This window comes from Halomicronema sp. CCY15110 (assembly GCF_016888165.1).
GTDB lineage: Bacteria > Cyanobacteriota > Cyanobacteriia > Phormidesmidales > Phormidesmidaceae > Halomicronema.
On sequence record NZ_JACSWC010000059.1, the window covers coordinates 1 to 1,851 of the forward strand.

Below are 1,851 nucleotides of genomic sequence, written 5' to 3' on the forward strand. Positions count from 1 at the left end.
CAACTCTCGATACTGGTAGGTTGAGCGAAGTCGAAACCGGATTGAACGGGTACTTTATTTAGTTGCAGATCCCTTAGCACCAGCATAATTGATGTAGCCCAATGGGTCATCAGGCGATAAGCGCACGACCTCATCAAAGTCGGCTAGGGCTTGATCGAAGTCGCCGAGTGCACTGTAAGCCACAGCGCGATCATTGTAGGCGTCGCGATCGTTGAGATTGAGGCGAATCGCTTCGGTTCGTCCGTGATTTTGCCGCTGTCTGGTGCGCGATTACGAGCAGTTGCCAGAGATCTCGGAAACCTTTATCTACCTCGTCATGAGCCGCGTCATGGTCAGGCGCTTGGCATGAAATTGGAATTTCCCTTCTTTTTCAGCATCCACGACAGTACCGGAAACGTCACGCCTTCGTGCACAATATCCAGCGTCAGGATGTTGTAGCACCGACTGCCAAACTCCCAGGTCGTCCGGTCGATACTCGAAACCCACAGTTGAGGAATTTGCATCCAAGTCACCATCACTTGAGCAATTTCTGAGTGATCCAGGTCAAATCCCCGAAAGAAGCGCTGGAGGCGTTGATCTTTCCATTCACTCAGCGCACAACCCCCGAAGTCTAAAGCTAACTCACTCAGATTGACGGTTTTTACTTTGATCAGGGCAAGCAGAAACAACGCCAGAAACGAAAGTCGCGCCCTGTGCCAGGGGAAATGTTCTTGGAGCGTCTTTCTCAGTTCTTTATAGTCAGCCATGGGGTTGCTTGTGAATTGTGGTGATTCTGATGAAACCCCAACCTCACATAATTTCCAAGCTTTCTGTCCCGTTCTGAGACGGGGGGGTAGACACTTAGGGAATTGATCACATCACCCATTGGCGAGGGGGCGATCGCATCCGTATTTTCCCAGATTTTCAGGGCGGTCTGAAGGACGACTTAGGTAGTGTCTTGGGGGTGGATAAAGGGACTAGATCGGCAAGATAAGACTGTAGTAGCAGTCGTCCTAATATCTCTAGTCTGAAGGCACATGATGATTCAACAGGCCCAATGTCCCCACTGCGGTGAAACAAAACTGCGCCGCATTCGCGTACGCGGCATTAAACAATGCAGCAGTTGCGGCACATTTGTCGATACTCGTCGCCGCTTTTGGTGGAGGAAGGCTCGATCTGCGTAATGTTGGACTGGTTCTGGCATCACGCAAGCACTACTATTTCCTCCACAGAGCAAGACTTACATTGAGATTAACCAAAAATAAAATTAGACCAACTAAAAGCCCAGTGAGTCTCGCAAAAAGACTTGCATTTAGACGAATTTAGTCGCATAAATCTCATTATGAGACTAAATTAGGGCGGCATTAGTCTCATAATGAGATTTATGCGGTGTGGGGTGATGGCATTGGTGCTGATCATAAGGGTGATTTTTGGAGGCAGGAAAATCTTGATGTTGCTGGTCTTAGGTCGCGTTTTTGGGCAAGATTTTTCGGAAAAGGCTGTTGGGCTGTCTGCTAGCGGTTTATTTTGGAAATCGTGATTGGGTCGTGTATTGGTATTCGACGTTTTACGTCAGTGGATGATGGCGAATCTTATTGCAGGTCGAAGGAATAGAGATCTTTGGTTAAGAATGGCGTTGTGGGTATCGCCCCCGCATCAGTAAGCCAGCGCTGCTAACGGCGCAGAACGTAAGTGCAACAATAGCCAGTTGCGGGAGGCTATTGTTTAGTGCGAGCTGATCGGTGACAACCTCCACAATGGCGAAAGCGATCGCGCTACTGCCTAGACTTACCATTAGGCTTGTTGCGAAATAACGAAAGAAATCGCTGAAATGCTTGTACAGCAAGGTCTTCAAGGATTCCTAGCGCAATT

Annotated in this window: 2 protein-coding genes and 1 pseudogene; 1 reads left to right on the top strand and 2 read right to left on the bottom strand. The window is 48.7% G+C overall.

Annotation, left to right across the window (positions count from 1 at the left end):
• Window positions 1-54: 54 nt before the first annotated feature.
• Together JUK32_RS28580 and JUK32_RS00585 are read right to left on the bottom strand one after the other, a co-directional pair.
• On the bottom strand, window positions 55-228 hold the full coding sequence (locus JUK32_RS28580) for a tetratricopeptide repeat protein (RefSeq protein WP_375541541.1): 174 nt from the start codon (window positions 226-228) through the stop codon (window positions 55-57).
• Between the two features lie 122 nt (window positions 229-350).
• Window positions 351-746, bottom strand: a pseudogene (locus JUK32_RS00585) (IS4 family transposase); the annotation flags it as partial.
• A 273-nt stretch (window positions 747-1,019) separates the two neighbouring features.
• Here JUK32_RS00585 and JUK32_RS28585 point away from each other — a divergent pair.
• Window positions 1,020-1,163, top strand: a complete 144-nt coding sequence (locus JUK32_RS28585) for a transposase (RefSeq protein ID WP_375541542.1) — start codon at window positions 1,020-1,022, stop codon at window positions 1,161-1,163.
• Window positions 1,164-1,851 lie beyond the last annotated feature (688 nt).